At 64.7% G+C, this 22,926-nt stretch carries 23 protein-coding genes and 1 pseudogene; 11 read left to right on the forward strand and 13 right to left on the reverse strand.

The window, feature by feature from the left end; genetic code table 11:
• Positions 1 to 3: 3 nt before the first annotated feature.
• A complete protein-coding gene (locus ACTUWL_RS10100; protein ID WP_021080987.1) occupies positions 4 to 693 on the reverse strand; it encodes an ArsR/SmtB family transcription factor in 690 nt (229 codons plus the stop codon).
• A gap of 186 nt (positions 694 to 879) precedes the next feature.
• Between ACTUWL_RS10100 and ACTUWL_RS10105 the strand changes: the two genes are divergently transcribed.
• Positions 880 to 1,365, forward strand: a complete 486-nt coding sequence (locus tag ACTUWL_RS10105; RefSeq protein WP_291734111.1) for a putative quinol monooxygenase — start codon at positions 880 to 882, stop codon at positions 1,363 to 1,365.
• A gap of 89 nt (positions 1,366 to 1,454) precedes the next feature.
• On the opposite strand, the gene ACTUWL_RS10110 is transcribed toward ACTUWL_RS10105, so the two are convergent.
• Both ACTUWL_RS10110 and ACTUWL_RS10115 read right to left on the reverse strand, forming a co-directional pair.
• Positions 1,455 to 2,600: an acyltransferase family protein gene (locus ACTUWL_RS10110; RefSeq protein ID WP_021080989.1), complete on the reverse strand. Its 1,146-nt coding sequence runs from the start codon at positions 2,598 to 2,600 to the stop codon at positions 1,455 to 1,457.
• A gap of 212 nt (positions 2,601 to 2,812) precedes the next feature.
• Positions 2,813 to 4,306 carry an FAD-linked oxidase C-terminal domain-containing protein gene (locus tag ACTUWL_RS10115; RefSeq protein ID WP_021080990.1) on the reverse strand — a complete coding sequence of 498 codons (1,494 nt, stop codon included), beginning with the start codon at positions 4,304 to 4,306 and terminating at the stop codon, positions 2,813 to 2,815.
• Positions 4,307 to 4,554: 248 nt separating this feature from the next.
• Between ACTUWL_RS10115 and cycA the strand changes: the two genes are divergently transcribed.
• Positions 4,555 to 4,950: a cytochrome c-550 CycA gene (gene cycA, locus ACTUWL_RS10120; RefSeq protein ID WP_021080991.1), complete on the forward strand. Its 396-nt coding sequence runs from the start codon at positions 4,555 to 4,557 to the stop codon at positions 4,948 to 4,950.
• A gap of 58 nt (positions 4,951 to 5,008) precedes the next feature.
• Here cycA and poxB read toward each other — a convergent pair whose 3' ends face one another.
• Positions 5,009 to 6,745 (reverse strand): ubiquinone-dependent pyruvate dehydrogenase, encoded by a 1,737-nt coding sequence (gene poxB / locus ACTUWL_RS10125; protein ID WP_021080992.1) that lies wholly within the window; start codon positions 6,743 to 6,745, stop codon positions 5,009 to 5,011.
• Between the two features lie 108 nt (positions 6,746 to 6,853).
• On the reverse strand, positions 6,854 to 7,816 hold the full coding sequence (locus ACTUWL_RS10130) for an alpha/beta fold hydrolase (RefSeq protein WP_021080993.1): 963 nt from the start codon (positions 7,814 to 7,816) through the stop codon (positions 6,854 to 6,856).
• A gap of 387 nt (positions 7,817 to 8,203) precedes the next feature.
• On the opposite strand from ACTUWL_RS10130, the gene ACTUWL_RS10135 reads away from it, so the two are divergent.
• Positions 8,204 to 8,380, forward strand: coding sequence for a hypothetical protein (locus tag ACTUWL_RS10135; protein WP_021080994.1), 177 nt, complete (start codon positions 8,204 to 8,206; stop codon positions 8,378 to 8,380).
• Between the two features lie 85 nt (positions 8,381 to 8,465).
• Here ACTUWL_RS10135 and ACTUWL_RS10140 read toward each other — a convergent pair whose 3' ends face one another.
• Entirely contained in the window at positions 8,466 to 9,122 is a 657-nt protein-coding gene (locus ACTUWL_RS10140; RefSeq protein ID WP_021080995.1) for a tetratricopeptide repeat protein, read from the reverse strand.
• Positions 9,123 to 9,226: 104 nt separating this feature from the next.
• Positions 9,227 to 9,352 (reverse strand): type B 50S ribosomal protein L36, encoded by a 126-nt coding sequence (gene ykgO / locus ACTUWL_RS10145; protein WP_002718645.1) that lies wholly within the window; start codon positions 9,350 to 9,352, stop codon positions 9,227 to 9,229.
• 457 nt (positions 9,353 to 9,809) lie between these two features.
• Here ykgO and ACTUWL_RS10150 point away from each other — a divergent pair, with 457 nt between their 5' ends.
• From ACTUWL_RS10150 to ACTUWL_RS10160, 3 genes are all read left to right on the forward strand, one after another.
• On the forward strand, positions 9,810 to 10,694 hold the full coding sequence (locus tag ACTUWL_RS10150) for an amidohydrolase family protein (RefSeq protein WP_021080996.1): 885 nt from the start codon (positions 9,810 to 9,812) through the stop codon (positions 10,692 to 10,694).
• A 66-nt stretch (positions 10,695 to 10,760) separates the two neighbouring features.
• Positions 10,761 to 11,504 carry a haloacid dehalogenase type II gene (locus ACTUWL_RS10155; protein ID WP_021080997.1) on the forward strand — a complete coding sequence of 248 codons (744 nt, stop codon included), beginning with the start codon at positions 10,761 to 10,763 and terminating at the stop codon, positions 11,502 to 11,504.
• Positions 11,505 to 11,508: 4 nt separating this feature from the next.
• Positions 11,509 to 11,976 (forward strand): YbaK/EbsC family protein, encoded by a 468-nt coding sequence (locus tag ACTUWL_RS10160; protein WP_021080998.1) that lies wholly within the window; start codon positions 11,509 to 11,511, stop codon positions 11,974 to 11,976.
• A gap of 3 nt (positions 11,977 to 11,979) precedes the next feature.
• On the opposite strand, the gene ACTUWL_RS10165 is transcribed toward ACTUWL_RS10160, so the two are convergent.
• From ACTUWL_RS10165 to ACTUWL_RS10175, 3 genes are all read right to left on the reverse strand, one after another.
• Entirely contained in the window at positions 11,980 to 12,348 is a 369-nt protein-coding gene (locus ACTUWL_RS10165) for a hypothetical protein (RefSeq protein ID WP_021080999.1), read from the reverse strand.
• A gap of 326 nt (positions 12,349 to 12,674) precedes the next feature.
• Entirely contained in the window at positions 12,675 to 15,122 is a 2,448-nt protein-coding gene (locus ACTUWL_RS10170; protein WP_021081000.1) for a hypothetical protein, read from the reverse strand.
• Positions 15,123 to 15,308: 186 nt separating this feature from the next.
• Positions 15,309 to 16,223: a LysR family transcriptional regulator gene (locus tag ACTUWL_RS10175; protein ID WP_021081001.1), complete on the reverse strand. Its 915-nt coding sequence runs from the start codon at positions 16,221 to 16,223 to the stop codon at positions 15,309 to 15,311.
• Between the two features lie 125 nt (positions 16,224 to 16,348).
• Between ACTUWL_RS10175 and ACTUWL_RS10180 the strand changes: the two genes are divergently transcribed.
• The 3 genes and pseudogenes from ACTUWL_RS10180 to ACTUWL_RS10190 form a co-directional block, all read left to right on the forward strand.
• A complete protein-coding gene (locus ACTUWL_RS10180) occupies positions 16,349 to 17,047 on the forward strand; it encodes a pirin family protein (RefSeq protein ID WP_021081002.1) in 699 nt (232 codons plus the stop codon).
• An 86-nt stretch (positions 17,048 to 17,133) separates the two neighbouring features.
• Positions 17,134 to 17,733 (forward strand): NAD(P)H:quinone oxidoreductase, encoded by a 600-nt coding sequence (gene wrbA / locus ACTUWL_RS10185; protein WP_021081003.1) that lies wholly within the window; start codon positions 17,134 to 17,136, stop codon positions 17,731 to 17,733.
• 247 nt (positions 17,734 to 17,980) lie between these two features.
• A pseudogene (locus ACTUWL_RS10190) lies at positions 17,981 to 18,766 on the forward strand (DUF5996 family protein); the annotation flags it as partial.
• A gap of 117 nt (positions 18,767 to 18,883) precedes the next feature.
• On the opposite strand, the gene ACTUWL_RS10195 reads toward ACTUWL_RS10190, so the two are convergent.
• Together ACTUWL_RS10195 and ACTUWL_RS10200 are read right to left on the reverse strand one after the other, a co-directional pair.
• On the reverse strand, positions 18,884 to 20,065 hold the full coding sequence (locus ACTUWL_RS10195) for a GNAT family N-acetyltransferase (protein ID WP_158267729.1): 1,182 nt from the start codon (positions 20,063 to 20,065) through the stop codon (positions 18,884 to 18,886).
• 36 nt (positions 20,066 to 20,101) lie between these two features.
• Positions 20,102 to 21,049: a cupin-like domain-containing protein gene (locus ACTUWL_RS10200; protein WP_021081006.1), complete on the reverse strand. Its 948-nt coding sequence runs from the start codon at positions 21,047 to 21,049 to the stop codon at positions 20,102 to 20,104.
• Between the two features lie 326 nt (positions 21,050 to 21,375).
• On the opposite strand from ACTUWL_RS10200, the gene ACTUWL_RS10205 reads away from it, so the two are divergent.
• The gene (locus ACTUWL_RS10205; protein WP_021081007.1) at positions 21,376 to 21,648 is read left to right on the forward strand and encodes a hypothetical protein; all 273 of its coding nucleotides are present in this window, start codon (positions 21,376 to 21,378) and stop codon (positions 21,646 to 21,648) included.
• Here the strand turns inward: ACTUWL_RS10205 and ACTUWL_RS10210 are convergent.
• Positions 21,594 to 22,193, reverse strand: a complete 600-nt coding sequence (locus tag ACTUWL_RS10210) for a 3-keto-disaccharide hydrolase (protein WP_021081008.1) — start codon at positions 22,191 to 22,193, stop codon at positions 21,594 to 21,596. The two genes, ACTUWL_RS10205 and ACTUWL_RS10210, sit on opposite strands and share 55 nt — an antisense overlap.
• A 219-nt stretch (positions 22,194 to 22,412) precedes the next feature.
• On the opposite strand from ACTUWL_RS10210, the gene ACTUWL_RS10215 reads away from it, so the two are divergent.
• A complete protein-coding gene (locus ACTUWL_RS10215) occupies positions 22,413 to 22,883 on the forward strand; it encodes a cupin domain-containing protein (RefSeq protein ID WP_021081009.1) in 471 nt (156 codons plus the stop codon).
• Positions 22,884 to 22,926: the final 43 nt, after the last annotated feature.

Below are 22,926 nucleotides of genomic sequence, written 5' to 3' on the forward strand. Positions count from 1 at the left end.
AAATCAAATGCGCGCGCCGAACACGTCTCGGAATGCGACGAGCCCGGGGGCGGTGATCTCGACCGAACGGCCCTGCGGCCGGCGCCGGATCCAGTCGCGCTGCAACGCGAGGTCGGCAACCGCGGCCCCTGCCCGTCCGGCCAGATGCGGACGCCGCTCGCTCCAGTCGAGACAGGGCCGGCACAACAGCCGCCGGCTCCGCGCCGGCGCACGCAGGTCGATGCCGAGATCACGGAGAAATGCGCGGCCCGACGCGGTCAGCTCGCCGGCCTCCGGGTCGAGGTGGAGGTGACCGCGTTCCCGCATCGCGTCGGTGACGGCGACGCCGAGCTCGCCGGCAAGGTGGTCGTAGCAGGTCCGGGCCCGGCGCATCTCCGCATCGATCCGCGGCGGCGGGCGGGACGGATGCGGGTCGATCGCCGCAACCGTCATCATGCCTTCGAGCATCTGCGCAACCAGCGGGGTAGCCAGCCGGTAGAGGCGCCGCGGACCCTGCCGCTCGACCTTGAGCAGCGCACGCTCGACCAGCCGGGCCAGGTGCCAGCTCGCGGTCTGGGGCGTGACGCCCGCGACCCGCGCCAGCTCGCTCGCGGTCTGCGCGCGTCCGTCCATCAGCCGCGACAGGATGCCGGCGCGGCCGGGATCGGCGATCAGGGCGGCGAGCTCCGCAAGCTCGGGGGCGATGGTCTGCATGGCCGGTTCCTGTCGAAGTCATCCATTTGTCGCACGCCAGGCCGCCGCGACGCTTCGATCATGGTCGAAATGTTCACGACATCGACACTTCGATCGCCGCCTAACCGAACCCGCAGATCGATCCCCTATCTCTCGCCCTGCGGTTCGGCTGGCATAACGGTTGGCGCAAATCATCTGGAGGCGATCATGAAGCGTTCGGAAGTCAAGACCACGACGATGATGCTCACCCGACGATCGGCCATCGGCTCGCTCGTCGCGGCCATGACGATCGCCGGCGTCTCGCCCGGGTCCGGATCGCAAGCTCGATCGGAGCAAAGCAACGGAGGACTACCAATGAAGCACTATGCGATGAGCACGAGAACCATCAGCGATGCGATCAACACGTCAGGCCTTCTGGTCGTCGCGCAATGGGAAGCCAAGGAAGGCGAGGCCGACAAGGTCGCGGCAATCCTCGACAGCTTCCTGCCCGAGGCGCAGAAAGACCCCGGCACCAAGCTGTTCCTGATCGGCCGCGGCAAGGACAATCCGGCACAGTTCCTGTTCTACGAATTGTTCCAGGACGAAGCGGCGTTCAAGGCGCATGCGGAGAGCGCCTATTTCAAGACCTACATCGCGGAGCAGGCGCTGCCGCTGCTCGCCAAGCGCGAGCGGACACAATACACGCTGCTGTGAGCTGCGGCGCCGAGGAAAGCGCGTCAAACAACAAGCTGGAGCTTCGGTTCTGACTGGAACCGAAGCTCATCCTTCCCGCAGATGCAAGGTCAGATCGATGCGCTGCTGTTGCCGAGGGATGCGCGCAACTCGACGCGCTCCGGCGGCCTGCGCCAGAAGCCGACGATCGCCATCCGCGACAGCACCGCGGCCTCAAACGTCTCGACCCGCCCCCGGAGCCGAAGCGCGTGTTTCTCGACGAGATGCCAGGACGCGACGGCGACGCCGAAGGCAAGCGGCAGGCTGATCAGGACGTTCAGATACCAGTGCTGGAGCGGCGGGCCGAGCGAGGCAATGCATTGCTGGATGACGAAGCCATAGAGATACAGCCCGTAGGAGTAATCGCCCGACGACACGATCCAGCTCCGCCGCGGATTCATCAGGCCGAGATAGCACGCGACATAGGCGGCCGGCACCGGCGCCAGCGCGTCGCCGCGGCCGGTGGCCATGCCGGCGGCGCACGCCAGCAGCGCCAGCAAGCACAGGGTGCGGTGGAACGGAACCTTGTCGCGCCAGAGGTAGAAGCCGACGCCGGCAAGGAAGCAGAACACCAGAAGATGCGGGCGAAGCTGGATCGGCACCTCGTCCCAGCGGTAGATGTCGTAGCTCAGCAGCGCGACCTGAACGGCCACCAGGAACACCAGGTAGGCCACCCTGTTGAAGCAGATCGTAGTCACCGCGAGCAGCGCCAGCACGACGTAGCACCACAATTCATACGGCACCGTCCAGAGCTGGGCGTTCACCACGTCCGGCATCGGATTGTGCAGGAAGACGCCCGGCAGCTCGTATTGGATGTCGCCGACGATATTGAGAAAATAGGCGTGGAGTTTCGGGTCGGCGACATACTGCGCCAACGGCAGCTCGGTGAAGATCGAGCCGATGATGATGGCCGACAGCGTGGTCTCGACCGCGAGCGCGGGCCCGATCCGAAGCACGCGCAGGCCAAGGAAGGAAATCAGGCTCTTGCAGCGCTGCAGGCTCGCCGTCACCAGGAAGCCGCTCAGGGAGAAGAACAGCGCCAGGATCATCGCGATGCCGATGCGAAGCGTGCTCTGGATCTCCAGCGCCCGACCGAGCCCGAGCGTCACGTTCGCGCCGTGCAGGCAGATGATCGTCGTCGCCAGCGCGATCCGCATGTAGTCGAAACCCGCCGGCCGATTGCGCGTAAGCGCCAGCTGATCGGCCAGGCTGGGCATCGATGTGTTCCCGAAGACATGCATCCCAGGGAAAATACCGGGGAACAGCTGAAGGCCGTGTAAACGGTGCAAGCCGCAATTGCAGCGACGCGCGACGGCAGCCCGGACGGCGCGCCACGGCCATCGCGGCCAGCATCGGTTAAGGTTATCGGTTCGAAAGGACGATCCGTCGAATTGTATCGATCGACGCCCTCGCCGGAGCGACGCCGCGCCTAGAACCGCGGGATGTCCGGAAACGCCAGCTTGCCGGCGTGGACATGGACGCGGCCGAGTTCGGCACAGCGATGCAGCGTCGGAAACACCTTGCCGGGGTTGAGCAAGCCCTCGGCATCGAAGGCGCATTTCAGCCGCTGCTGCTGGTTGAGGTCGATCTCGGTGAACATCTCCGGCATCAGATCGCGCTTTTCGATGCCGACGCCGTGCTCGCCGGTGAGCACGCCGCCGAGCTCGACGCAGCAGCGCAGGATGTCGGCGCCGAACGCCTCGGCTTTCTCGATCTCGCCCGGCTTGTTGGCATCGTAGAGGATCAGCGGGTGCAGATTGCCGTCGCCGGCGTGGAACACATTGGCGACGCCGAGGCCATATTTCTCCGAGAGCTCGCGGATCCGTGCCAGCGCCTTCGGCAGCGCGCCGCGCGGGATCGTTCCGTCCATGCAGAGATAATCCGGCGAGATGCGCCCGACCGCGGGGAAGGCGGCCTTGCGGCCGGCCCAGAACAGATTGCGCTCGGCCTCCGAGGTCGAGATCAGGCAGGAGGTCGAACCGCAACCCTGCGCGATCGCCTCGACCCGCTTGATCAATTCATCAACCTCGACCTGCGGACCGTCGAGCTCGATGATCAGGAGCGCCTCGACGTCGAGCGGGTAGCCGGCATGAACGAAGGCCTCCGCAGCGTGGATCGCGGGCTTGTCCATCATCTCCATGCCGCCCGGGATGATGCCGGCGCCGATGATGGCAGCCACGCATTCGCCGGCCGCCTCGACCTCCGCAAAGCCGACCATCAGCGCCCGCGCCGTCTCCGGCTTCTGCAGGATGCGCACCGTGATCTCGGTGATGACGCCGAGCAGTCCTTCCGAGCCGGTGATGATGCCCATCAGATCGTAGCCGGCGTTCTCGGCCGACTTGCCGCCGATGCGCAGGATCTCGCCCGACATCAGCACGATCTCGCAGCCCAGCACGTTGTTGGTGGTCATGCCGTATTTCAGGCAATGCACGCCGCCGGAATTCTCCGCGACGTTGCCGCCGATCGAGCAGGCGATCTGCGACGACGGATCGGGCGCATAATAGAAGCCGGCATGGGCGACCGCCTGGCTGATCGCCAGATTGGTGACGCCGGGCTCGGTGACGACAACGCGGTTGTCGAAGTCGATCTCGCGGATCCGCTTGAACTTGCCGAGGCCCAGCAGCACGCCGTCGGCGAGCGGCAGCGCACCGCCGGACAGCGAGGTGCCCGAACCGCGCGGCACCACCTTGATGCCCTGCCCCTGGCAGTATTTGAGGACTTTTGCGACCTGCTCGGTGGTATCGGGCAGCACCACGACCATCGGCGGCTGCCGATAGGCAGTCAGGCCGTCGGATTCATAGGCCAGCATCTCGGCGGCGCTGTCGATCACGCCCTCGCCCGGAACGATGGCGCGCAAGGCAGCCACGATCTCGGCGCGGCGCGCAAGCACGGCCTGGTCGGCCGCCGGCATCATGATGGACATCGGTGTTCCCTCGGCGGGCTTTTGCCCTTTGCCGATTTGTTACGACAAATCAATCAGCTCTGCACCTGTTTCAGTCGACTTGTTTCAGTCGACCGGCCGAAGGTCGGATTGCCCTGCCCGGCAATGCCGAGTTCTCTCTCGGGCAAGCAGGCGGCCGCGAAACCTGTCAAAGTTTCGTGGCTTGTCCTGCCCAAGCCGGACATGCCACAAAAGATCACTACCTCCCGGGACGAAACGAAGAGAACCCCATGAACCTGAAGACCTTGAGCGCGCTGGCGGTCGTCACATCGCTGGCCACCGCATCCTCCGCGCTGGCGCAGGATGCCGCCGCCGGCAAGACCTCGTTCAACAAATGCCTCGCCTGCCACGCGATCGGCGAAGGCGCCAAGAACAAGGTCGGCCCTGAGCTCAACGGCCTCGACGGCCGCCACTCCGGCACCGCGCCGGACTACAATTATTCCGATGCCAACAAGAACTCCGGGATCACCTGGAACAAGGACACCTTCCTCGAATACATTAAGGATCCGAAGGCCAAGATCCCGGGCACCAAGATGGCGTTCGCCGGCATCAAGAACGAGACCGAGGCCAACAATCTGTGGGCCTATGTGTCGTCGTTCGACAAGGACGGCAAGCAGAAGCAGTAATCGGCGGCATCGGCCGCGCGTCTGCCCTGGCTAGGGGCCGGGGCAGACGCCGCTGCGATCAGCGCGGCAACAGGTTGGTCTTGGCGAGATCGACCACCTCGTCGCCGCGGCCGCTCATCACGGCGCGCAGCACCCACAGGCTGAAGCCTTTGACCTGTTCCAGGGTGATGGTCGGCGGCATCGACAATTCCTGCGTCGCGGTCACGACGTCGAGCACGGCCGGGCCGTCATGCGCGAGCACGTCGCGGATCGCGCCCTCGAGCTCGCCGGGATCCTCCACCCTGACGCCGTGAATGCCCATGGCGCGGGCCATCGCCGCGAAATCCGGATTCTTCAGGTCGACCCCGGTCTCGATGAAGCCGGCCGCCTTCATCTCCAGCGCGACGAAGCCGAGCACGCTGTTGTTGAAGATCACGACCTTCACCGGCAGCTTCGCTTGCGTCAGCGTGATCAAATCACCCATCAGCATGGCAAAGCCGCCGTCGCCGGACATCGACACCACTTGCCGCGCGGGCTGCGCGGCCTGGACGCCGATCGCATGCGCCATCGCGTTGGCCATCGAGCCGTGGACCCAGGAGCCGACCAGCCGGCGGCGGCCGTTCATCTTTAGGTAGCGCGCGGCCCAGATCGTCGGCGTGCCGACGTCGGCGGTGAACACCGCATCCTCGCTGGCCTGCTCGCTGAGCAGGCGCGCCAGATATTGCGGATGGATCGGCTTCTGGCCGGGCTTGCCGCGGGCCAGATCGTCGAGCCCGGCACGGGCGTCCTTGTAGTGCGCGAGGCTGGAGTCGAGAAACTTGCGGTCGGTCTTCGGGTTGAGCTTGGGCAGCAGCGCGGCGATGGTCTCGCCGACGTCGCCGACGATGCCGAGATCGAGCTTGCAGCGGCGGCCGAGATTTTCCGGGCGGAGATCGACCTGGGCGATGCTGATGCCGGTCGGGAAGAACTGCTTGTAGGGGAAATCGGTGCCCAGCATCAGCAGCACGTCGCAGCCATGCATCGCGGCATAGCCGGAGGAAAAGCCGATGAAGCCGGTCATGCCGACATCGTAGGGATTGTCGTATTCGACATATTCCTTGCCGCCGAGCGCATGCACGATCGGGCTCTTCAGCGTCTCGGCGAGCTTGAGCAGGCCGTCATGCGCGCCGGCGCAGCCGCGGCCGCAGAACAGCGTGACGCGCTTGGCGCCATTGAGCAGCGCGGCCAGCGCGTTCAATTGGGCGTCGGCCGGACGCACCACCGGCACCGGCGGCAGCAGGCCGGCATTCGGCGCGATATCGCGCTTCGGCGCCGGCCGCATCGCGACGTCGCCCGGCAGCACCAGCACCGCGACGCCGCGCTTGCCGACCGCGGCACGGATCGCATTCTCCAGCATGTAGGGCAGTTGTGCCGGGTCCGACACCAGTTCGCAGTAATGGCTGCATTCGCGGAACAGGTCCTGCGGATGGGTCTCCTGGAAATAGCCGCCGCCGATCTCGGCCGAGGGAATCTGCGCCGCCAGCGCCAGGACCGGCGTACGGCTGCGATGTGCGTCGAACAGCCCGTTGATGAGGTGCAGATTGCCCGGGCCGCAGGAGCCCGCGCACACCGCGAGATCTCCGGTGATCTGGGATTCGGCGGCGGCGGCGAACGCCGCAACCTCTTCGTGGCGCACATGCAGCCAGTCGATCGTGCCGCGCTTGCGCAGGGCCTCGGTGAGGCCGTTGAGGCTGTCGCCCACGACACCGTAGATGCGCTTCACGCCGGTCTGGGCAAGGGTTTCGGCGATGAGGTCGGCGATGTTGTCGATCCGCATGAGAGGTGTCCTTTGATGAAACCGGAAAGCCGCGCGTGACATGATGTTTGGCGCCACACGGCGGCGCAAGTCTTGCCAGATCACATTCGCGCGGCGACTACGTAGCAGCTATTGTGCCGTCATAATGTCCCGCGTCATCCGGCCGGCCATCGCCTCGATCTCGGAGGCCACCAGGTCGGGCGCGGCGTACTGCACCATGTGGCCGACACCGGGCAACACGATGAGCTTTGCCTGTGGCGCCGTCGCGGCGAGCAACCGCGAATGGATGCCGGTCGTGACCGTCTTGTCGACGTCGCCGGAAACGATCGATAGCGGCGCCTTGATCTCCGCATAGCGCGGCGCCTGCTCGACGACGGCGGCCTTCAGCGTGACGAGGTCGCGCGCGTTTGCGATGAATTCGCGCGGGCGCAGCAACAGCAATGTCGCGCTGTCGCGGACGAAATCGTCAGGCATCGGCTGCGGGGCGAACACACCGCTCGCGCCCGAACTGGCGACGAGGAGGCCCAGCGGCAGCGTGATCGTGTGGGCCAGCAACGGCCCGATCAGCGGCGTCGAGATCACATCGTTATAGCGGCCTGCGCCGCCCCGCCAGGGATAGGCGACCGGGGCGAGCAGTACGAGGCCCGCGACGCGGTCCGGATGATCGAGCGCGATGCGCAACGCGAGCGCGCCGGCCCAGGAATGTGCCACCACGATCGCCCGGTCGACGCCGAGCCTGGTCAGCGTCTCCACGATCATCCGGCCCTGGATCGCCGGCGTTGAATCCTCAACGCGCTCGCGCGTGCTCCAGCCGTGCCCCGGCCGATCGATCAGGATCACCCGGCGCGTCTTGGCAATGCGCTCGCCGAGGGGCTGCATCGCGCGGAGATTGGAGCTTGCGCCATGCAGCATCACGATCGGCGGCCCCGCGGCATCGCGCGGGCCGAGCTCGACCACATGCAGCCGCGCGCCGGCCACATCGATCATGCGGCCCTGCGGCGGAAAGGCGCGCTGGATCAGCACCACGCCGATCTGCGTCGCCAGGGCCAGCGCCAGCCCTGCGGTCGCCAGCGCGATGATCGCGATCAACATCGAGGGGATCCAGAGGCGCTTGGGTACCAGAAGGACGGGTATTCGAAGGGTTTTCGCCACCCGGAAGTTACGGGGTGGCCGACGTCAGGTTTCGCCCGGTACCGGATTGGGGCCCTGCCCGGGCATGCTCTGGTTCGGAAAGCCAATTGTCGATTTTCCGGCTCACGGGCAGGCACGGAGTTGTCCACAATGCGCCCAGCCTGTGGATAGCGGGTTCATACCTGCGTCATTAGTAATTTCATAGATTGAAGGTGGCAATTTCGCCATCAGACGCGAGGCTTCATCCAGAACCGGGACGCTACCGGAACACTTCTTGGCTTATCCACGAGGTTCACAGGAACCCGCGTCCGCACGACGAGTTCAACGGGAAGTAATCGGAGGAGTACCATGATTTCCGACCCTAGCGATGCGGCCATCGACCAGATCGTGGCGAGTTGCAATGGTGACCTGCGCGGCGCCCTGAAGGCGCTGTTGCTCGTGAATGAGCACCTGGAGGCGGAGCTTCAGCAATTCTATGCTGCCGTCGCCCAGGACAATGCGTCCCGCGGCAAGTTCCTGCACTAGTCTCCTGCGCCGGACCGTATCGCGAGCAAGCATCAAGCTCGCGAGTAACGTGCCTCTCGGGTCCGTTGCAATCAACCGCACGCCATCAGATGTCGCGGCCTTCGACCTTCTCGGTCAGCTGCTTGACGATCTGCGGCACCTTCTCGAGATAGGGATCGACAGCCAGCGCCTTGCGGAAGGCGTCCAGCGCGCGCTTGTCGTCGCCCATGTCCTGCATGATCATACCGACACCCGCCAGCGCGCCGAAATGCCGAGGCTCACGGGTCAGTACCTGCTGCAGATCCCCCAGCGAACGGACATAATCGTTCTTCAGGTAGTAGATCGTCGCACGCCGGTTCCAAGCCTCGACATAATCAGGCCGCAGTTTGATCACCGCGTCCAGCAGCTTCAAAGCGACATCGACATTCTGGGCGTCGAGCGCAGCCTTGGCGCGCACCATCAATAGCGCGGCGGTATCGCTCGGAGTTTGCAGCCACAGCGCCCAGATCCGCGCCTCGACGTGGCGGGCGCTGTCTTCATCGGGCGCGGCCTTCAGGGCGCCGAACAGGAAATCCAGCCCGCGGGTGCGGTCGGCCGGAACCTTCGGCAGCTTGGTCGGCGCCTCCGGCAGTTTCTTCTGGGCCTTCGGCGGCGGGATCACCCGCGGATCGTCCTGCGCGGCGGCCGCGACAGGCATGGCCAGAAGCGCGGCGATCAGGATCGCCAGCCGGCGGTTGGTGGGGCCAAAAACGTTTAATCCCATCGCCGAAGTCTAGACGCACAAAGCCGCACTGCAAAGCAGCGCGGCGTCAAAGACCTGTGAAAGAGACGAATTGGGACCGGCGCAACACGCCGGTCCGCGCGCAATCAACCCTGGCGCGCCTTGAATCGGCGCTGGACCTTGTTGATCACGTAGACGCGGCCCTTGCGGCGGACCAGACGGTTGTTGCGATGGCGGCCGCGCAGCGACTTCAGCGAGTTACGGACCTTCATGGGACAATCCTGTTACTTCGAAAGGCCCGTGTTGGAGGCCGTACCTGATCAATGCCAATAGTTGGCAAAATGGGATTTACCCCGACAAGCGGCCTGCCGCGCGGGACGGCCGGGTTCTAAGCCATCGGACTGTTAAATGTCAACCGAGATGGGCCGATTTTCGGCCCTATCCCGGCCTGGAGCCCACGTCCGCCACTCGGCCATGCCATTGAGATCGCTTCGGAAACGGCGGGCACAACGATTGTGGCGCCGCGGCCCGTGCCGCCGGCTGACCCTGACGCCGGCTACACGACCGGCGAATCGTGCTTGCGGGCCGGGCCCGGACCCATCTTTACGGACTTTTCCGGCCGAACCGGATCAGTCCGCAACCGCCCGCCCATCAACCAGACCGCTTGCGAAAATCGTTATATCATATAATTATTTTCCATCACCAACAAACACGCCGCCGGGAATCCGCATGCCCAAGCTCAAACTGCCCGACATCGAAAAGGTCACCGCGATCGACATCCATACCCACGCCGAAGAGCCGTGCGGCATGCATGGCGACGACGGCTATGACGATTTCCAGGCGCAGATGGCCGACTATTTCAAATCGCCGCACAAGCATCCGCCGACCGTGCCGGAGACCGCCGCCTACTACCGGTCGAAGAACATCGCCGCGGTGATCTTCCCGGTCGATGCCGAACGCGAGACCGGCTTCCGCCGCTACAAGAACGAGGAGATGCTGGAGATTGCCTCCGACCATCTCGACGTGCTGATCCCGTTCGTCTCGATCGATCCGCACAAGGGCAAGCTCGGCGTCCGCGAGGCGCGCAAGCTGATCGAGGACTACGGCGTCCGCGGCTTCAAATTCCACCCGACCATGCAGGGCTTCTACGCCAACGACCGTATGGCCTATCCGCTCTATGAGGCGATCAATGACGGCGGCGCGATCGCGCTGTTCCACACCGGCCAGACCGGCGTCGGCTCCGGCATGCCGGGCGGGATGGGGATGCGGCTGAAATATTCCAACCCGATGTACATGGACGACGTCGCGGCGGATTTTCCCGACCTCAAGATCATCCTCGCGCATCCCTCCTTCCCCTGGCAGGAAGAGGCGCTGTCGGTCGCGACCCACAAGCCGAACGTCTATATCGACCTGTCCGGCTGGTCGCCGAAATATTTCCCGCCGATCCTGGTGCGCTACATCAACTCGATCCTGCAGGACAAGATGCTGTTCGGCTCCGACTGGCCCGTCATCACGCCGGACCGTTGGCTCGCCGATTTTGCAAAACTCGATATCCGCGAGGAGATCCGCCCCAAAGTCCTGAAGGCCAATGCGCGCAGGATTTTGGGTATATAAGGCGGTCCCTGCACCGCGCCCTCGGCGTCCCGATCGCGCGGCGGTCGGGACGAAGGGGTAACGACAATGAGCATCAAGGCAATCGTCTTCGACGCCTATGGCACGCTCTACGACGTGCAGTCGGTCGCCGATGTCACCGAGGATGCGTTCCCCGGCTATGGCGACATCATCACCCAAATCTGGCGCATCAAGCAGCTCGAATATTCCTGGCTGCGCTCGCTGATGCGGCGCTACCAGGACTTTGCCACGGCGACGCGCGACTCGCTCGCCTACACGCTGCGCTGCCTCGGCCTGCAATATGACGAAGCGACCTTCTCCCGCATCATCGACAAGTATCAGCATCTGGCGCTGTATCCGGATGCCCTCGCCGCGCTCGAGGCGATGAAGGACAAGAAGCTCGCGATCCTCTCCAACGGCAGCCCCGACATGCTGAACGCGCTGGTGCGCAATTCAGGGCTCGACCGCCTGCTCGATGCGACCATCAGCGTCGATGCCCACAAGGTGTTCAAGCCGGCGCCGGAGGCCTACACCCTGATCGAGGAGGTGTTGAATGTGCCGCCGGCGGAGGTCTTGTTCATTTCGTCCAATCCGTGGGACGCTTGCGGTGCCAAGGCGTTTGGACTCAGTGTCGCCTGGATCGAGCGGGTGACGCCGGAATCGATGGCGCTGGCCTGTGTCGAGAGCGAGACGGTCGCCCCATTGACGATGTTTTGGGCGTTGCGTACCCAGATGGACGAGCTCGGCGTCGTGCCCGATCACCGGATCCACGGTCTCTCCGAACTTCCTGCCCTGGTGTCTGCAAGGTCCTAATAGAATGAGCCTCGAGTCTGTGCGCGCCTTCTTCGCCGAGAAAGCGCCCGATATCTCCGTGATCGAATCCGCCGTGAGCTCCGCGACCGTCGCGCTGGCCGCGGAGGCCTATGGCGTCGAGCCGGCGCGGATCGCCAAGACGCTGAGCCTGCGGGTCGGCGATCGCGTGGTGCTGATCGTCGCCGCCGGGACGTCGCGGATGGACAACAAGAAGGTGAAGGCAGCTTTCGGCGGCAAGCCGAAGATGCTCGGCGTCGACGAAGTCGCTGACATTACCGGCCACGAGGTCGGCGGCGTCTGCCCGTTCGGCCTGAAGACGCCGCTGCCGGTCTATTGCGATGTCTCGCTGAAGGCATTCGACGTCGTGGTGCCGGCCGCGGGCTCGACCCACAGCGCGGTGCGGATCACGCCCGACAGGATGGCGGAGCTGACCGCGGCTGAATGGGTCGATGTCTGCGAAGTAAGGCCTTAGGGGTTAGTCCTCATCATCGGGCGCGGGCCGCGGCGGTGCGGCCGGAGCCGGCTGGATCGGCTGCGGCGTGCGCGGCCGTTGCTGCATCTCCGGATGCTGCAATGCGCGCCCCTGGGTTTGCGGCTGCTGCGCGCTGGCATTGGACTCGAATACAGCGCGACAGCCGCTCGAGAGTTGCGGCGTGTTCTGCCGCAGGCAGGCGACGATCCGGTTGGTGTCGGGAATCTGGTCGCCACAGAGCCGCCACACATCCGGCGTGCACGCCATCTGCTGTTCCCAGGTTCCGCGATACTCCTGCGACGACGCAGGCGCCGCAGCGCCAAGGCCGCCGATCGCGATCGCCATGCTCAGAACAATCCGCTGCGTCTGCATGCCCGGTGCCCTTGTTCGATTTGAGTTCGATCTGATCCGCGCACGCGCGGGGTTCCGCGCGGCGATTTGCTTCAGGCTGGCAAATGAATGCGGCCAAGGATCGTTGCAAGGAACGACGTTGCGGACAACTAAATGTGAAGGCCAACGGGTTGAGGTTCCCGATTCGACCTTACCGACCTTCTTCACCGCCGCGATCAAGCGCGCTGTCGTCTGCAACGAATTTTGAGATCTTCCGCGCAGCCACATGCTTGCGAACGAGCTGCGGCGTCGAAGGCCTCGATCACCTTCGACGCTGCTACGACATCGGCCGTCGCTAGCGGCAGATCCTAGTGCTTGCGCGACGCCTTGCGTGTCTTTGCGATCGACCGCTTCCTGGTTGCGCCGTGCTTGGTCGCGGTCTTCTTGCTGGCGGCTGCGCGGCGGACCGGAGTAGCCGCAGCCGGACGCTTGCGCGCCACAGCCTTCTTGGCTGTTCTCCTCGCCGTATTCCTGGCCGTGTTTTTGGCAGCCTTCTTGGCTGCCTTCTTCGCGGCTGACGGGCGCGCAGGTCGCGCCGACGTCGCATTCCGGCGCCGCGCTCCGCCGCCACCGACCGGCACGATGTGATCGTCGGCATCCAGCGTGAGCTGCTGGAGCGGATACGCCGGCAGGAAGCTCGGATCGTTGTAGAGCTTGCTCAGGCTGCCCTGGTCGAACTTGCCGCCCTGCCCGCGATCTTCGCCCGCACCGGCGCGCCAGGCCGCTTCCCAGACTCTCGCAAGCGTCTTGGCACCGTCCTGCATGCAGGCCGCCGTGGCATCCTTCAGCTTCGACCACATCGCGTCGACCTGGCCGCTGCCCATATGGGAATTGAACAGGTTGACGATCGTCATCGGCGGCAGCCGCTTCACGGTGCGCTGCATCAGCGCGACCACGGCGACCGCAGCGTCGCGGCCGGTGGGCGTTGCACCCGGAGCAATCTCCGCGACATCGGCGGTTTTGGCGTCGGGGATCATCTTGATGAGATCCTTGCCGTGACGGCCGATCATCGTGGTCTCGTACACGCTGTGGACCTTGGCGTGCTTCTTGTCGTTCGGATCGAGACCGTGGTGGAACTGCGAGATGTGCAGCGGCTGGCAGGCATCGCCGATGTAGTGCGCAACGATGCCCGCGGCGCAGACGAATTCCAGCTTCTTGTTGGCGGCGGCATACTCGACCATCTCGTCGAAGATCTGCCAGACCCGGAACGGCAGCGCGCCGCGCCGGTCCTCGCCGATCCCGTCGTAATAGTCGTTCCAGACCTTCGGATCGACGTTGCGCGTCGATTCGGCGCAGAGGTCGAGCAGCGTCTTGCCGTCCTTGCCCGGCTTGTCCATGTCGGCGAAATGGTTGCTCTCGTCGGTGTGCCGGGTGAAGCGCCAGACCAGGTCGGCGACATCGGCCAGCGGCGCGAACGTGCCGTGCTGATACGGCTTGAGGTCGGCAAGCAGCTTGTCGTCGAGGCCGATATTGTCGGAATTGGCGTCCATCATGGCCGCGAGCTTGGGCAGCTTTGCAGCGATCAAACCAGTCGCGTAGGCGCCGATCTTGACGTGTCCCCATTCGCCCCAATACTCGGTGTGGCCGGCGTTCCAGTCGCCGATCAGTTCGACATCGAGCTCGCGGCACAGCGTCGACATGCAGATGCCGAGCGCGACCTGCATCGGGACCTTACCGCCCGATCCGAACAATTCCTGGCCGCCCCATTCGAGCGCCAGGGGATTGAGGATGCGCGCGCCGCTCGCATTTTTCGGCGCATCGTGATCGTCGAGAAACCACACCGTGCCGGAATCGCCGGGATAGTTGTTGAGCGGCGTGTCGCCATCACGCGGGCCGATCACGAAATCGCTGACATATTCCAGGCCGCCGACGGTCTTGTAGCGATAGAACAGGCCAAGGATCTTGCCCTTCATCACGCCGCTGATTGCGCCGAACGCAATCAGCGGCTGGTCGATGATGTCGAGGCGGAAGGTGCCGACGTTGAGATCGACGACGTCGCCGACCTGGCCGACGCCGTAGATCTGCGCGGTCCAGCCCTTGACGTCGTCGACACGGATCAATCCGGCATCGAGATTGGCCACCACGCGCGAGCCGGGCCAGCCGGGATAGACCTCGCAGAAGGCGCGCTTGCCGAGCTGCAGCGTGTCGCTGACGCCGAGACGCCGGTCGGTGTTCTTGAAACCGGCGAAGATCTCGCGTCCGGCCGCGCCGACCACGTGGCGGTTGGAGAGGGCAAACACGGTCTCGCCATTGGTGACGAGACAGCCGATCGAGCCGCGATGGATCTTGCCCTGGATCATGGTCTGGACCGGAAAGCCGCCGCCGACCAGATCGCTCTTGAACACCGGCGGATCGACGACGCCGGGGCTGCGCTCGTTCGGATCGACCTTGACGACACAGGTCGGCACGACACGACCGTCAGGCAAATACAGGAACGGCGGCACCAGCTGGTCCTGCTTCTCCGGATGGTTCTTCAGCTCGGAGCGCTTCATCCAGTCCCGCACGAAGACGAGGATGCAGGGCCACGACCAGTCCTTGACCGACGAATTGAACAGCGTGCGCGGTCCGAGCGCCTGCGGCTTGGAATGGTGCCGCCGTTCCGTCGCGTTACGGTCGCTGTCCCGGATCAGATAGCGGCCGATCGCCGTCGCATAGACCGATTGCAGATGGGCCAGATGAACGTGATAGGCCTCGCGGGCATCGAGCAGGTCCTTCACCGACAATGACGTGAAATCGTGCTTGGTCAGATCAATCATCTGGCTCCTCCGAAAATGCTCTTTGCGGCAACACCGGTTCAGGACGCAGAAATAGACGATCGCGTCGGGTCACGATCATGGGTTAGTTCACAGAACTTATACAATTTAAAAGGGATGACACGAATGTGACGGGTCGTGCGGCCTTCAGCCTGCGCGCGACTTGATGATTCCGCTGTGCGCCGCCCTCTACTTCCGCTGAGCGCGGCCCTTTGCAAAATGCTTGGCGAGGAAATCCGCGAGCACTTCGACGCGGGCGGGCCGCGGGCCGCCGGGCGGGGTGACGAGATGCACCGCGCCCTCGGGCTGCTTCCAGCCTTTCAGGATCACCTCGACCTCGCCACGTGCGATCGCGTCGCCGACGATGAAATCGGGCAGATCGGCGATACCGAGGCCGGCGAGCAGCGCGGGTATCACGGCTTCGCCGTTGTTGACGCGCAACTGGCCGGCCGGACGGACGCTTGCCTGCTCGCCCGCCGCGTTGGTGTATTGCCAGACGCCCTGGGTCGAGAGATAGGCGTAACCGAAACATTTGTGCTCGGCGAGATGCATCGGATGGGTCGGCCGCCCGTAGCGCTTCAGGTAGGAGGGCGCGGCCACCGTGTAGCGCGGCATGCCGCACAGCCGCCGCGCGATCAGCGAGGAATCCGGCAGCCGCGCAATGCGCAGTCCGGCATCGAAGCCCTCGCCGATCAGGTCGACGGTCGCGTCGCTCAGATGCAGGTCGATCGCGACCTCCGGATAGGCCTCCATGAATTCCGGCAGCAGCGGCGCCACCGTCTTGATGCCGAAGCTCATCGGCACCGCGAGCCTCACCAGGCCACGCGGCGTGGTCGATTGCGCCAGCGCCTCGTTCTCCGCGGCCTCGCCGTCGGCAAGCAGCCGTGCCGCGCGCTCCGACAATTTCTGGCCGGCATCGGTCAGCGCCAGCCGCCGCGAGGTGCGGTTGAACAGCCGCGCGCCGAGCCGCTCCTCAAGCCTGGAGACCGCCTTCGACACCGTCGCCTTGGACAGCGACAGCTCGGTCGCGGCGGCCGCAAACGACCGCAATTCCACGACTTTTGCGAAGATCGCGAGCGCCTCGAAGTCCGGCAGTTTCGACATGGCAGCGGCCCCGATCATTCAATTTGGAAACAATGAGTTTCAATAGTTTCTATTTCTATACCACAGCCGGGGGCATATCCAAGGGGCCAACGAGATCGAAACCAACGCATCGAACGGAGCAAACCATGATCGAACTGAAACCATTCGCAAAGCTGGGCGGCGCCGACCACGGCTGGCTGAAGGCCAAGCACCACTTCTCGTTTGCGAGCTACTACGATCCCGCCAATGTCAGCCACGGCGCGCTGCGGGTGTGGAACGACGACGAGATCGCGCCCAATTCCGGCTTCCCGGCGCATCCGCACGCCAACATGGAGATCATCACCTATGTTCGCGAAGGCGCGATCACGCATCAGGACTCGCTCGGCAACAAGGGACGCACCGAAGCCGGCGACGTGCAGGTGATGAGCGCAGGCAGCGGCATCCGTCACTCCGAATACAATCTGGAGCCGTCGAAGACCAAGATCTTCCAGATCTGGATCGAGCCGACGACGCAAGGCGGTCAGCCGACCTGGGGATCGAAGCCGTTCCCGAAGGCGAACCGCTCCGGCAAGCTCGTCACCATCGCCTCCGGTATCGAAGGCGACGATGATGCGCTGCCGATCCGGGCCAATGCGCGGGTGCTCGCCACCACGCTGAAGGCCGGCGAAAGCGCCGAATACGCCGCCGACAAGGCCCGTCACCTTTATCTGGTGCCGGCGGCCGGCAGCATCGAGGTCAACGGCGTGCGCGTCAATGCGCGCGACGGAGCCGCGATCCGCGATGAAGCCACTCTGAAGATCACCGCGCTTGAGGATGCCGAGCTCGTCCTGGTCGACGCGGCATAATCACTCTCACCCTGCATGCGCGGACAGACGTCCGCGCATGCTCCCCCTCCGAAACATCTCCCACTAGCAACCCAAAGGAGGCCATCATGGCCAAGGTCCTCGTTCTCTATTACTCCGCTTACGGTCACATCGAAGCAATGGCGAATGCCGTTGCGGAAGGCGCACGCGAAGCCGGCGCTACCGTCGACATCAAGCGCGTGCCCGAGCTGGTGCCCGCCGAAGTCGCCAAGGCGTCGTATTACAAGCTCGACCAGGCCGCGCCGATCGCCAAGATTGACGACCTCGCCAATTACGATGCGATCATCGTCGGCACCGGCACCCGGTTCGGCCGCATGGCTTCGCAGATGGCCAACTTCCTCGACCAGGCCGGCGGGCTCTGGGCCAGGGGCGCGCTGAACGGCAAGGTCGGCGGCGCCTTCACCTCGAGCGCGACCCAGCATGGCGGCCAGGAGACCACGCTGTTCTCGATCATCACCAACCTGCTGCATTTCGGCATGACCGTGGTCGGCCTCAACTACGGCTTTGCCGGACAGATGAAGCTCGACGAGGTCACCGGCGGCGCGCCCTATGGCGCCACGACGATCACCGGCGGCGACGGCAGCCGCCAGCCGAGCGAGAATGAACTCGCCGGCGCACGCTATCAGGGCCGCGCGATCGCGGAGGCTGCCAGGAAACTTCACGGCTGAGCTTCACGGCTAAGCTTTACCGTTGGGTTTCGCACCCGGCTGAATGATCATGCAATGGGGCGGCACTCCCTGGCGATTGCCGCCCTGACTGTTTTGCTGGACGCGGCGGTTCCCGGGATCATTTGCGCCATTTTCGTGATATGCCGCAGGGCCTCCTGTCGGCACAGCCCTGAGGTTTGCGATGACCAACACACAGAAGACCAGCTGGCCTGACCTGCCAATCGCGGCGTGGCGCGACAGCTGCGCGATGCTGCAGCTCTTCACCCAGATCGCCGGCAAGATCCGGCTGACGAAGTCGCCCTGGCTCAATCACTCCTGGCACGTCACGCTCTACGTCACGGCGCGCGGGCTGACGACCTCGCCGATCCCCGACGGCGACCGCACGTTCCAGATCGACTTCGATTTCATCGATCACACGCTCCGCATCTCGACCAGCGACGGCACCGAGCGGCAATTCGCGCTGGCCGGTCAATCGGTCGCGAGCTTCCACGCGGCGATCATGACCAATCTGAAAGACCTCGGAATCGACGTCGCCATTGACGAGATACCGAACGAAGTCGCCGACCCGATCCCGTTTTCGAAGGATACGCAGCACGCATCGTATGACGCGGATGCGGTGCGCAGGTTTCACCAAATCCTGGTGAACTGCGATCGCGTATTCAAGCAATTCCGGACCGGCTTTCTCGGCAAGGCGAGCCCGGTGCATTTCTTCTGGGGCAGCTTTGATCTTGCGGTGACGCGCTTCTCCGGCCGCAGGGCACCGCAGCATCCCGGCGGCGTGCCGCATCTGCCCGACGCGGTGGCGCACGAGGCCTATTCGCACGAGGTCAGCAGCGCCGGCTTCTGGCCGGGCGGCGGCGCGATCGATTATCCCGCATTCTATTCCTACGCCTACCCGGAACCCGCGGGCTATCGCAGCATGCCGGTGCGACCCGAGGCTGCATTCTTCAGCGAGGCACTGGGCGAATTCATCCTGCCCTACGACGCGGTGCGGCTGGCCGCAGACCCGGACCAGACGCTGCTCGAGTTCCTGCAATCGAGCTATGAGGCAGCAGCCATCAACGCGAACTGGGACCGTGCCGCGCTGGAATGCGCGCCGGGGCCGGCCGGGCATCGTCAGAGCGGCCTGAAGCGCGATGAGAGCAGCGGCCTAGTCGTCCTCGCGCGACGGCGTCGCCTTGCCCAGCGCCTGCTTCAGCCGCGTCGACAGCTTTGGATAATGACGCAGCGCCAGCACGGCGCGGTCGCGCAGCGCGTAAGGCTGCCCGCGCCAGCTCAGGGCGGCACCAAGATCGACCAGCGGCGTGCGCTGCGGTCCGAACCGCCGCTTGTAGCTGTAATTGCCGATCGAGAAATCGAACTCGCGCACGCCGTCCTTGTGCAGCGCTGCGATGGTGCGGTCGATGATCAACCGGCCCGGCGAACATGCCGCCCATTTCTCGCCCGCATTGCTGATCCGGAGCATGACGTAACGCGAGCCGATGCGGATACCGAGCAGCGTCGCCACCACTTCATCCCGCGTCGCAAGCGCGGTCATGACCGCAAAGCCCCGACCGGCGCCTTCGCGGACGAGGTCGCGATAGAACGCGGCGCAGTCCGCATTGCCGAGCGCGTAATTGAGCCCGAGACTATTCAGCCGCGTGCCCTGCTGCACTTCGGTGACGGACAGCAGGTCCAGCGCCTCGTCGGTATCCGCGGCGACCCTGAAGACGGCGGACCGCTCACGCGTGAACACGCGCCAGCTCCGCCCCAACTCCTTGCGAACCTTGCGGCTCAACTCGTGACGCCAGGCGTTGTGGTCATCGCCGATGGTCAACAGATTGCCGTTGACGACCGACGGTCCGATGCCGTCGAGCAGCGCCAGCGGATTGGATCGCGTCGCGAGCCTGACCGGCATCTTGCGAAAACGAATGAGATCGGCCCCGCCATGCGAATTGCGCAGCGCGGCCTGCAGATCGCGCCAGAACTGCCATGCGGCGACCTCGTCGCGCGGCGCCGCCGGGCCGAGCAATGGCGCGTTGAAATCGGTGAGGTTGAGGTCGGCGAATTCGACGATGCCGAGGCCCCCCTGCCGGCGGCGGATCAGCGGCAGCAGCGCAGCCCGCTCGCCGGTCGCGGCATCGCTGACGACGGCGATCAGCGGCTCGACGCCGTCGGTCGACGCGAACGCCCGGTACCACGACGCATACCATTGCGGATGCTGGAACGCGGTGAGCGGCTCGAACGCGCCCCAGCGGGCGGCGGCCTGCGCCCAATCGAAAACCAGTTCGACGCGATAGCCGACCGCGTACGAAGCGACCTGCGCTCCGAATTTCTCAACCGCTGTCGTCAACACTGTCATTCCAGCACCCGCAACCGGCAAGTTCGCTTACGCTGCCACCAACGCCGCCTTGGGCAGGTCGATGATCTTGCCGAGATCGCTCTCGTCGAGGCGGAAGTCGATCGCACGCCGCACAGCGCATTCGTGCTTCACCCACCTGCCGGCGCGCAGCAGCTTCTGCATCACCTGCTTGGCGAAGAAGACCGGACCGCGGATGCTCCGGCTGCGCGGCGCGTAGCCGAAGCGATGACGCAGCATGCCGTTGGCGAGATGCAGGATCTGGGCACGGCGGATGTCGTCGTTGACATACGAGATCGCCATCGAGATGTTGACCGTGTCGAGGTTCTCGACGCGGTGTGGCGCATTGAGCGGCCAGCTCAGCATCTGTCCCGGCTCGAGATCGATCACCTGCGCATGCCAGTCGTACCAAGGCTCGTAGGGGATATCGACCTCGACGCCGAACAGCGCAATGTTCTCGAGATGCTCGGGCCGGATAAACGGCTGCGTGTTGGGATAGATGTAGACGCGCTTGCGGCCGGCGATCTGGACCAGACCCTGCCCCGGCAGATCGGCGTGGTAATAGACCTGCGCATCGGGCGACGAAATCAGGATGTCGGCCTGATGGGTCGGCGCGTCGAACCCGGGAACCTTGGCCGCGATCTCGCCGAACATTCGCTCGATCATGTCGCGGTAGCGGCGGTCGATCGCGGTGACGTTGCGCAGGTTCAGCCACAGGCCGCCGCGCGAAATCGCCTCGATCACCTGATGGCCGCGCAGCTTGCCGATCTCGCCCTCGCGCCAGACGCGGCTCGATCCCTTGGCGCCGGTCGTGACCAGGCTGTAATGCTCGCGCGGATGATGCTCGATCAGCTTGGCGAGATCGTCCATCGAGAACGCCGGCTGCTTGTGAATGGTGTGCTCGAGCCGGATCGGTTGACGGCTCCAGAGCCTGGAATGGTTGTCATCCCAATTGGTGAAGATCTTGCCCGTCGTCATGCTCGCGCTCCTGGCGGCTGCGCCGTTTCGCTTCATCCGATGTCCCGTTCCGGGACGAGCCGGCAGCTCTTGAGCAGGGATTGGCAAGAACGGTGCCGCCGCGTGCGCGCGCGGGGTTACCGAACCTAATGTCTCGCCGATATGGCTAACCGCGACGTCTCCGGACCCCGTCTCGCCAAGCCCCGCTGAGCACGATGAGTGAAAAGCCCCGATAGCGCGCGCTGTTTCTCGGCGCAGGGCAATTCACGCGCCTGCTGCAGGAGACGATCGAGAAGCTCGAACCCGGCGCGTGCGCGGCGTTAACCCTGACCCGGACCGCCGACAACGTGGCGTGCAATTTCCCGATCGTGGCCTGGAAGCGCGTGATCGCGCGGCCGCTGCTCGCGCTGCTGCTTGCCCGGCTGCGCGGCAGCAAGGTTGTCTTGATCCAGCACGAATGGGCCGGCCTCAACGGCATCCGGCGGCTGACTTATATCCCGGCGCTGTGGCTCGCCAACACCAAGCCCGGTCGCGTCGCGACCGGGCTCCTCTCGGCCTTGTTTCGTCAGAGCGGCTTGATCTGCACCTTGCGGAACTTGACCACGCCCGAACCGTATTGAAGCGCGATGTAGCCGCTGGCGTGCTTGGAATCCTGCGCGTCGACGGTCTTCTGGCCGTTCAGCGTCACGACGAAATGCGGTCCCTGCGCCGTGATCTCGTAGACGTTCCACTTGCCGGCCGCCTTCGGCATCGGATCGACTTTGCCGACATCGACGATCGCACCGGTGCCGTAGGTCGGGTCCGGCCGCTTGTCGAAGATGTTAACCTCGTAGCAGACCTTGGAATCGATCACCTTGTTGCCTTCGCAGCGGATGAACACGCCGCTGTTGGCGTCCTCGTCGGTCCAGAACTCGGCCCGGATCTGGAAGTCCTTGTACTGCGTCTTGCTGACGAGATAGGAGAGATCCTTGCCGTCGAGCTTGTCGGCGACCAGCGCGCCGTCCTTCATGGCCCAATTGGCCTTGCCGACCTCGTCCCAGTCGCCCTTCTTGGAACTGTCGAGCAGCGTGACCCAGCCGTCGTCCCCCGATGCGGTGGTAGAGAATTGCAGCGCGCCCGCGCCGATCACGAGTCCCGCCGCAAGCAACGACAGATGCTTCTTCAAGGTTATCCTCCCGTCTTTTGGTTGGCGCGCAACCTATCATTGTCTGCAGCGGCGTAAATGCGTTTTTGATGTTGCAACTGCGTTGTGTCACGGACCGATGCCGCAATTTTGAGGTCAGACATGCGTGGGCACGACTTGCCCGGCGCAAGCGGGCGCGATTAGCATCATGCGACATACGGGCGCAGCAGTTGCCCGAGCCAATTGATCTGGGAGCATACGATGACGGCGTCGAACCGGTCCTGGCGATACCTGATGATCCCGCTGGTCTTTGCCGGCATGCTGAGCGTGAGCTTCGCGGCCGAGCTCAATCCGGCCGCCGTCACCTACAAGCTGCCGGACCAGATTCCCTGGAGCCCGGTCGACGCGCGCGGCGCGCAGAATGCCGTCGTGGTCGGGGATCCCTCGAAGCCCGGCTTCTACATGGTCTACACCAAATGGACCAAGGGCAATCACTTCAGCCGTCCGCACTTCCACCCCAACGATCGCTACATCGTCGTGCTGAAGGGCACCTGGTGGGTGGGCTCGGGTCCGAAGTTCGATCCCGATCACGGTACCGTGGCGATGCCGGCCGGAAGCTTCGTCACCCATTTCGGCAAGCAGGTGCACTGGGACGGCGCCAAGGACGAGGATGCCGTGCTGCTGATCATGGGCGAAGGTCCGGCGACCGCGACCGAAGTGGAGGAGAAGTAGCCGACAGCCGCGTTGCGCGGGGTCGCGGCAATGCTATCATCGC

Source organism: Bradyrhizobium sp. WCU1 (genome assembly GCF_053474805.1).

Excerpts from the sequence above, each read along its gene's own strand:
- ACTUWL_RS10100 (WP_021080987.1), bottom strand. The coding sequence starts at position 693 with ATGCAGACCATCGCCCCCGAGCTTGCGGAGCTCGCCGCCCTGATCGCC.
- ACTUWL_RS10105 (WP_291734111.1), top strand. The coding sequence starts at position 880 with ATGAAGCGTTCGGAAGTCAAGACCACGACGATGATGCTCACCCGACGA.
- ACTUWL_RS10110 (WP_021080989.1), bottom strand. The coding sequence starts at position 2,600 with ATGCCCAGCCTGGCCGATCAGCTGGCGCTTACGCGCAATCGGCCGGCG.
- ACTUWL_RS10115 (WP_021080990.1), bottom strand. The coding sequence starts at position 4,306 with ATGTCCATCATGATGCCGGCGGCCGACCAGGCCGTGCTTGCGCGCCGC.
- cycA (WP_021080991.1), top strand. The coding sequence starts at position 4,555 with ATGAACCTGAAGACCTTGAGCGCGCTGGCGGTCGTCACATCGCTGGCC.
- poxB (WP_021080992.1), bottom strand. The coding sequence starts at position 6,745 with ATGCGGATCGACAACATCGCCGACCTCATCGCCGAAACCCTTGCCCAG.
- ACTUWL_RS10130 (WP_021080993.1), bottom strand. The coding sequence starts at position 7,816 with ATGTTGATCGCGATCATCGCGCTGGCGACCGCAGGGCTGGCGCTGGCC.
- ACTUWL_RS10135 (WP_021080994.1), top strand. The coding sequence starts at position 8,204 with ATGATTTCCGACCCTAGCGATGCGGCCATCGACCAGATCGTGGCGAGT.
- ACTUWL_RS10140 (WP_021080995.1), bottom strand. The coding sequence starts at position 9,122 with ATGGGATTAAACGTTTTTGGCCCCACCAACCGCCGGCTGGCGATCCTG.
- ykgO (WP_002718645.1), bottom strand. The coding sequence starts at position 9,352 with ATGAAGGTCCGTAACTCGCTGAAGTCGCTGCGCGGCCGCCATCGCAAC.
- ACTUWL_RS10150 (WP_021080996.1), top strand. The coding sequence starts at position 9,810 with ATGCCCAAGCTCAAACTGCCCGACATCGAAAAGGTCACCGCGATCGAC.
- ACTUWL_RS10155 (WP_021080997.1), top strand. The coding sequence starts at position 10,761 with ATGAGCATCAAGGCAATCGTCTTCGACGCCTATGGCACGCTCTACGAC.
- ACTUWL_RS10160 (WP_021080998.1), top strand. The coding sequence starts at position 11,509 with ATGAGCCTCGAGTCTGTGCGCGCCTTCTTCGCCGAGAAAGCGCCCGAT.
- ACTUWL_RS10165 (WP_021080999.1), bottom strand. The coding sequence starts at position 12,348 with ATGCAGACGCAGCGGATTGTTCTGAGCATGGCGATCGCGATCGGCGGC.
- ACTUWL_RS10170 (WP_021081000.1), bottom strand. The coding sequence starts at position 15,122 with ATGATTGATCTGACCAAGCACGATTTCACGTCATTGTCGGTGAAGGAC.
- ACTUWL_RS10175 (WP_021081001.1), bottom strand. The coding sequence starts at position 16,223 with ATGTCGAAACTGCCGGACTTCGAGGCGCTCGCGATCTTCGCAAAAGTC.
- ACTUWL_RS10180 (WP_021081002.1), top strand. The coding sequence starts at position 16,349 with ATGATCGAACTGAAACCATTCGCAAAGCTGGGCGGCGCCGACCACGGC.
- wrbA (WP_021081003.1), top strand. The coding sequence starts at position 17,134 with ATGGCCAAGGTCCTCGTTCTCTATTACTCCGCTTACGGTCACATCGAA.
- ACTUWL_RS10200 (WP_021081006.1), bottom strand. The coding sequence starts at position 21,049 with ATGACGACGGGCAAGATCTTCACCAATTGGGATGACAACCATTCCAGG.
- ACTUWL_RS10215 (WP_021081009.1), top strand. The coding sequence starts at position 22,413 with ATGACGGCGTCGAACCGGTCCTGGCGATACCTGATGATCCCGCTGGTC.